The sequence below is a fragment of the Mesorhizobium sp. M1A.F.Ca.IN.022.07.1.1 genome (genome assembly GCF_003997575.1).
In the GTDB taxonomy this organism is placed as follows: Bacteria; Pseudomonadota; Alphaproteobacteria; order Rhizobiales; family Rhizobiaceae; genus Mesorhizobium.
Map to the genome: position 1 here is coordinate 1 of NZ_RZST01000353.1, position 5,811 is coordinate 5,811.

At 64.3% G+C, this 5,811-nt stretch carries 8 protein-coding genes; 7 read left to right on the forward strand and 1 reads right to left on the reverse strand.

Features of this window, described 5'->3' with window-relative positions; genetic code table 11:
- Positions 1 to 40: 40 nt before the first annotated feature.
- Positions 41 to 394, reverse strand: a complete 354-nt coding sequence (locus EOA75_RS27465; protein ID WP_127214591.1) for a hypothetical protein — start codon at positions 392 to 394, stop codon at positions 41 to 43.
- Positions 395 to 859: 465 nt separating this feature from the next.
- Here EOA75_RS27465 and EOA75_RS35840 point away from each other — a divergent pair, with 465 nt between their 5' ends.
- From EOA75_RS35840 to EOA75_RS27505, 7 genes are all read left to right on the forward strand, one after another.
- Positions 860 to 1,105: a hypothetical protein gene (locus tag EOA75_RS35840; RefSeq protein ID WP_348628687.1), complete on the forward strand. Its 246-nt coding sequence runs from the start codon at positions 860 to 862 to the stop codon at positions 1,103 to 1,105.
- 223 nt (positions 1,106 to 1,328) lie between these two features.
- Positions 1,329 to 1,751, forward strand: coding sequence for a succinate dehydrogenase, cytochrome b556 subunit (gene sdhC, locus EOA75_RS27475; RefSeq protein ID WP_127214595.1), 423 nt, complete (start codon positions 1,329 to 1,331; stop codon positions 1,749 to 1,751).
- Positions 1,751 to 2,146 (forward strand): succinate dehydrogenase, hydrophobic membrane anchor protein, encoded by a 396-nt coding sequence (gene sdhD, locus EOA75_RS27480; RefSeq protein ID WP_066991857.1) that lies wholly within the window; start codon positions 1,751 to 1,753, stop codon positions 2,144 to 2,146. The genes sdhC and sdhD overlap by 1 nt, the downstream gene beginning before the upstream one ends.
- 4 nt (positions 2,147 to 2,150) lie before the next feature.
- Positions 2,151 to 3,986 (forward strand): succinate dehydrogenase flavoprotein subunit, encoded by a 1,836-nt coding sequence (sdhA, locus tag EOA75_RS27485; protein ID WP_127247332.1) that lies wholly within the window; start codon positions 2,151 to 2,153, stop codon positions 3,984 to 3,986.
- 1 nt (position 3,987) lies between these two features.
- Entirely contained in the window at positions 3,988 to 4,422 is a 435-nt protein-coding gene (locus tag EOA75_RS27490; protein ID WP_095799643.1) for a DUF3052 family protein, read from the forward strand.
- A complete protein-coding gene (locus EOA75_RS27495; RefSeq protein WP_127214597.1) occupies positions 4,422 to 5,201 on the forward strand; it encodes a succinate dehydrogenase iron-sulfur subunit in 780 nt (259 codons plus the stop codon). Before EOA75_RS27490 ends, EOA75_RS27495 begins: the two co-directional genes overlap by 1 nt.
- A gap of 295 nt (positions 5,202 to 5,496) precedes the next feature.
- A partial coding sequence (locus EOA75_RS27505) for a DUF480 domain-containing protein (protein WP_127325632.1) occupies positions 5,497 to 5,811 on the forward strand: 315 nt, incomplete at its 3' end.

Consider the following 5,811-nt stretch of genomic DNA (forward strand, 5'->3'; position numbering starts at 1 on the left):
CGTCTCGCTCGGGACCGCGCGCCGGCAGTCCCGGCGGCGGTCAGCGGCAGGGGCTGAGGTTGGGCATCTCGCCGTCGGAGAGCCCGTACATATAGGAACGGCCCTTGATGAAGACCGGCGGCTGGTAGCAGCCCGGGGCACCGGCAGCGTCGGAATCGTAGAGGACGTCGGGCTGGCCGGCGCCGGTGAACTTCGAGAGCTGCTTGGCGTGCCTGCCCTCACCGACGATGATGCGCTTGTAGCCGGCGGCGCTGTCGATGACGAGATTGCCGAAGGAATCGGCATAGACGCGGTCGTGATGGCGCAGGCCGGCTTCGGCCGGCACAGCAATGGCGGTGGCAAGTGCAGCCAGCGTCGCGACCGCCAGGCCTGCCCGCACTGAATTCGAACGCATGTCGCTCTCCCTTGGACGGTGCGACCCTCGGGATCGCCCTGCAAACGTCGTGCGAATCGGAAATTAACCCTTTCTTAACCTTTGTTAAGGGGCAGACAGGCTTCAGGAGGGGAACTTAATGAACATGGTTAATTTCGGCGCCTTGGCTCCACTCCGTCCATCGCCCCGCCCCGGCCCAGGCGAGCTTGATCTTGGCGCATTGCGTGGCTAGCGTGCCGCGCACGAAAGGGGCAGCACATGATGTTTGGCCGTGCGATTTGGCTGTCGCTCGTTGTTCCGCTGCTTCTTGCGGCTACGGCCTGCGTGCCGCAGGACGGCGTGCCGAAGGCGGCGAATACTTTATCGCCAACAGTCTCGCCCGTTCCAACCAGCCAACCCGTCGCTCCCGGGGCCGGAGCTGCCGCAGCGCCCAAGACATCGGCAACAGCTTCGCCACCCGCAACCAAAATCACCACCGACTTGACCATGCCGCGAGCCGGCGTCGGAACGGCCACCTACAGGTGCGGCGACGGCGGCATGATCACCATCCAAAATCTCGGCTCTTCTCTGCGCGTGCTCAGGCCGGATGGCTCGGCCGTAGTGTTTCCAGCGTCGCCCGCCAACCAGACCAGCCGCTACCAGGAAGCGGCGACGCATGACGCAATCGTGTTCGACGGTCGCGAGGCGCTGGTGATGAAAAAGGGGTCCACGCCGCAGAGCTGCAAAAGATAACGGATCTTATTGCACTGCAGCGACGTTGCGCCGGCTGCAGATCGGCCGCTAATCGATTGAAGCTGAATTTCCCCGTTTTGTCAGACTAAATGACGTTTCCAAAACGATTTTCCGGCTTTGACGCGGTGCAAAAAGCGCATTAGAAACCCGCTATCCGAGGCCCTATGTCGTGGCGGCAAAAGCCGCATCCTTCGCGGCTCAGGAACGCCGATCTGGGGGAGCCATGAGCAAATCACCAGCCACCCGCGCAATTGCCAGACGTGAACGGCCGCTTTCGCCGCACCTGACGATTTACAGGCCCCCGATCACGATGACGATGTCGATCATCCATCGCATCACCGGCGGCGCGCTCTATTTCGGTACGCTCCTGGTGGCGGCCTGGTTGATCGCTGCGTCGAGTTCGCAGGCTGCGTTCGACTGGGTCAACTGGGCCTTCGGCTCCTGGCTCGGCCGGCTGATCCTGTTCGGCTACACCTGGGCGCTGATGCACCACATGCTGGGCGGGTTGCGCCATCTCGTCTGGGACACCGGCGCCGGGCTCGAAAAACACACCGCCTCGAGGATCGCATGGGCAACGCTCGCCGGCTCGATCGTGCTGACGCTATTGATCTGGATCGCGGGCTACATGGCGCGGGGGGCACTCTGATGACCGCAAAGAATTCGGACATGCGCACGCCGCTCGGGAAGGTTCGCGGCCTTGGTTCGGCGCGTGAGGGTACCGGCCATTTCTGGCGCCAGCGGTTGACGGCGGTGGCCAATATCCCGCTCATCCTGTTCTTCGTCGGCTTCCTGATCGCCCTCAACGGCCACGGCTATGCTGAAGTGCGGGCGTCGCTCGCGAACCCCTTCGTGGCGCTGGTGCTGTCGTTGGTGCTGATTTCCGCGCTCTACCACATGCGGATCGGCATGCAGGTCATCATCGAGGACTATGTGCATGGCGAGGGCATGAAGCTGGCGCTGATCGCCCTCAACACATTCTTCTCAATAGCAGTCGGCGTCGCCTCGCTCTTCGCTCTGCTCAAACTCGCATTCGGAGGCTGACGTCTTGGCCAGCGCAAACACAGCCAGCACGGCTTCGGCCTACACCTTTGTCGATCACAAATTCGATGTGGTGATCGTCGGCGCCGGCGGCGCCGGGTTGCGCGCCACGCTCGGCATGGCCGAGCAGGGGCTGCGCACCGCCTGCATCACCAAGGTGTTTCCGACACGCTCGCACACGGTCGCGGCGCAAGGCGGCATCGCCGCCTCGCTCTCCAACATGGGCCCAGATTCCTGGCAGTGGCACATGTACGACACGGTCAAGGGCTCAGACTGGCTGGGCGACGTCGACGCCATGGAATACATGGTGCGCGAGGCGCCGGCCGCCGTCTATGAGCTCGAGCATTACGGCGTGCCATTCTCGCGCACCGAAGAGGGCAAGATCTATCAGCGGCCGTTCGGCGGCCACATGATGAATTATGGCGACGGCCCGCCGGTTCAGCGCACCTGCGCCGCCGCCGACCGCACCGGGCATGCCATCCTGCATACGCTCTACGGCCAGTCGCTGAAGAACAACGCGCAGTTCTTCATCGAGTATTTCGCGCTCGACCTGATCATGGAGCCGGACGGCACATGCACCGGCGTGGTGGCGTGGAATCTCGACGACGGCACCATCCACCGCTTCTCGGCAAAGATGGTGGTGCTGGCGACCGGCGGCTATGGCCGCGCCTATTTCTCCGCCACCTCGGCGCATACCTGCACCGGCGACGGCGGCGGCATGGCCGCGCGGGCCGGGCTGCCGCTGCAGGACATGGAGTTCGTGCAGTTCCACCCGACCGGCATCTACGGCGCCGGCTGCCTGATCACCGAAGGCGCGCGCGGCGAGGGCGGCTATCTCGTCAATTCCGAGGGTGAGCGCTTCATGGAGCGCTACGCGCCGTCGGCCAAGGACCTCGCCTCGCGCGACGTGGTCTCGCGCTGCATGACGCTGGAGATCCGCGAGGGCCGCGGCGTCGGCAAGAACAAGGACCACATCTTCCTGCATCTCGACCATCTCGATCCGGCGGTGCTGCACGAGCGGCTGCCGGGCATCTCGGAATCGGCCAAGATCTTCGCCGGCGTCGACCTGACCAAGGAGCCGATCCCGGTGCTGCCGACGGTCCACTACAATATGGGCGGCGTGCCGACCAATTATTGGGGCGAGGCGCTCAACCCGAGCTTCGACAACCCCGACCGCGTGTCGCCCGGCCTGATGGCGGTGGGCGAGGCCGGCTGCGCCTCCGTGCATGGCGCCAACCGGCTCGGCTCCAACTCGCTGATCGATCTCGTCGTGTTCGGCCGCGCGGCCGCAATCCGCGCCGGCCAGGTGATCGATCGCAAGTCGGCGATTCCGTCGCCCAATCAGGAATCGATCGACAAGATCATGGACCGCTTCGACAAGCTGCGCCACGCCAGCGGCTCGACCCCGACCGCGGCGCTGCGCGAAAAGATGCAGCGGGCGATGCAGGAAGACGCAGCGGTGTTCCGCACGCAGGAATCGCTGGAAAATGGCTGCAAGCGCGTTTCGCAGATCTGGAGCGAGCTCAAGGACGTCAAGGTCTTCGACCGCTCGATGATCTGGAACTCGGACCTGGTCGAGACGCTGGAGCTCGAAAACCTGATGGTCAATGCCATCGCCACGGTCTACGGCGCCGAGGCGCGCAAGGAGAGCCGCGGCGCGCATGCGCGAGAGGATTTCTCGGCGCGCGACGACGCCAACTGGCGCAAGCACACGCTGGCCCACGTCGGCGAGGACGGCAAGGTGACGCTTTCCTACCGCCCGGTGCACACCGACCCGCTGCTGGCGGAAAAGGATGGCGGCATCAGCCTGGCCAAGATCGCGCCAAAGGCCAGGGTCTACTGACATGGCATTGGCGGCCGCGGGATATTCCGGCACGCCCCTTGCGGCCAAGCTCGGCCTGAAGGACGGCATGGTCGCCGCCTTCATCGCGCTGCCGCCCGAGCTCGACGAGTTGGCTGGAGCCGTCGGGTTTGCCGAGGTCGATCGGCTGCCCTACTGGTCGGCGATCTCGGGCAACCGGAAATACGATGCCGTGCACGCTTTCACCCGGCAGCGCGCCGAGATCGAGGACGGCCTGGCCGGCATCGAGACGGCGATCAAGCGCGACGGCATGGTCTGGGTCTCCTGGCCGAAGAAGGCTTCGAACGTGCCGACCGACGTCACCGAGGACGTCATCCGCGCCGAGGCGCTCAAGCGCGACCTTGTCGACGTCAAGGTCGCGGCCGTCAACGATATCTGGTCCGGGCTGAAGCTCGTCATCCGAAAGGACCGCAGGTAATGGTCGAACTCACGCTACCCAAGAATTCGAAAGTCCAGCAGGGCAAGACCTGGCCGAAGCCGGAGGGCGCCACCAATCTGCGCGAATACCGCATCTACCGCTGGTCGCCGGACGACGACGAGAATCCGCGCATGGACACTTATTTCGTCGACATGGACGATTGCGGCCCGATGGTGCTCGACGCGCTGCTGTGGATCAAGAACAAGATCGACCCGACGCTGACGCTGCGCCGTTCCTGCCGCGAAGGCATTTGCGGGTCCTGCGCCATGAACATCGACGGCTCGAACACGCTCGCCTGCACCAAGGGCGCCGACGACATTTCCGGCGCGGTGAAGATCTATCCGCTGCCGCATATGCCGGTGATCAAGGACCTCGTGCCCGACCTCACCAACTTCTATGCCCAGCATGCCTCGATCGAGCCATGGCTGAAGACGGTCTCGCCGACGCCCGCCAAGGAATGGCTGCAAAGCCATGAAGACCGCGAGAAGCTCGATGGGCTCTATGAGTGCATCCTGTGCGCCTGCTGCTCGACCTCGTGCCCAAGCTACTGGTGGAACGGCGAGCGCTATCTCGGCCCGGCAACGCTGCTGCAGGCCTATCGCTGGCTGATCGATTCCCGCGATGAGGCGACCGGCGAGCGGCTCGACAATCTCGAGGATCCGTTCCGGCTCTATCGCTGTCACACCATCATGAACTGCGCGCAAACTTGCCCGAAGGGGCTCAATCCGGCGAAGGCGATCGCGGAGATCAAGAAGATGATGGTGGAGCGGCGCGTCTAGAGTTTAGCGGCTCAAGTTCGTACGCAGCGATTCTTCGCGCCCCCCTCTGGCCTGCCGGCCATCTCCCTCACGGGTGGGGAGATTGGCTGTCATCGCGGCTTTCGCCAATCGCCAACGTTGAAGGATGAGCGCCGTCGGCGAAGCTGCTGATCTCCCCCCAAGTGGGGGAGATGTCCGGCAGGACAGAGGGGGGCGCTGTCCCGCCGACGTTCCGAAGGTTCTGCCTTGTCGCGGCGATCCGATTTCTGTCAAAATCGGTACCCGGAGAACCGACCTTATCGAAAAGCCAAACCCAATGACCGATCTCCCCGTCCTCTCTTCCGTCGAAGCCCGCGTGCTCGGCTCGCTGATCGAGAAGAAGGAGCTGACGCCGGACGTCTATCCGCTGACGCTGAACGGTGCGCATGCCGCGGCCAACCAGAAGACGGCGCGCGAGCCGGTGATGGCGCTGGAGCTGACCGACGTTAGGCGCGCGCTCAGCTCGCTCGAACAGAAGGGTCTGGTGCGCCAGGCTGTTGCTTCACGGGTCGAGCGCTACGAACATCTGATGGCGCAGCGCTTTTCGCTGACCACGCCGCAGATCGCGATCGTCGGTCTGCTGCTCCTGCGC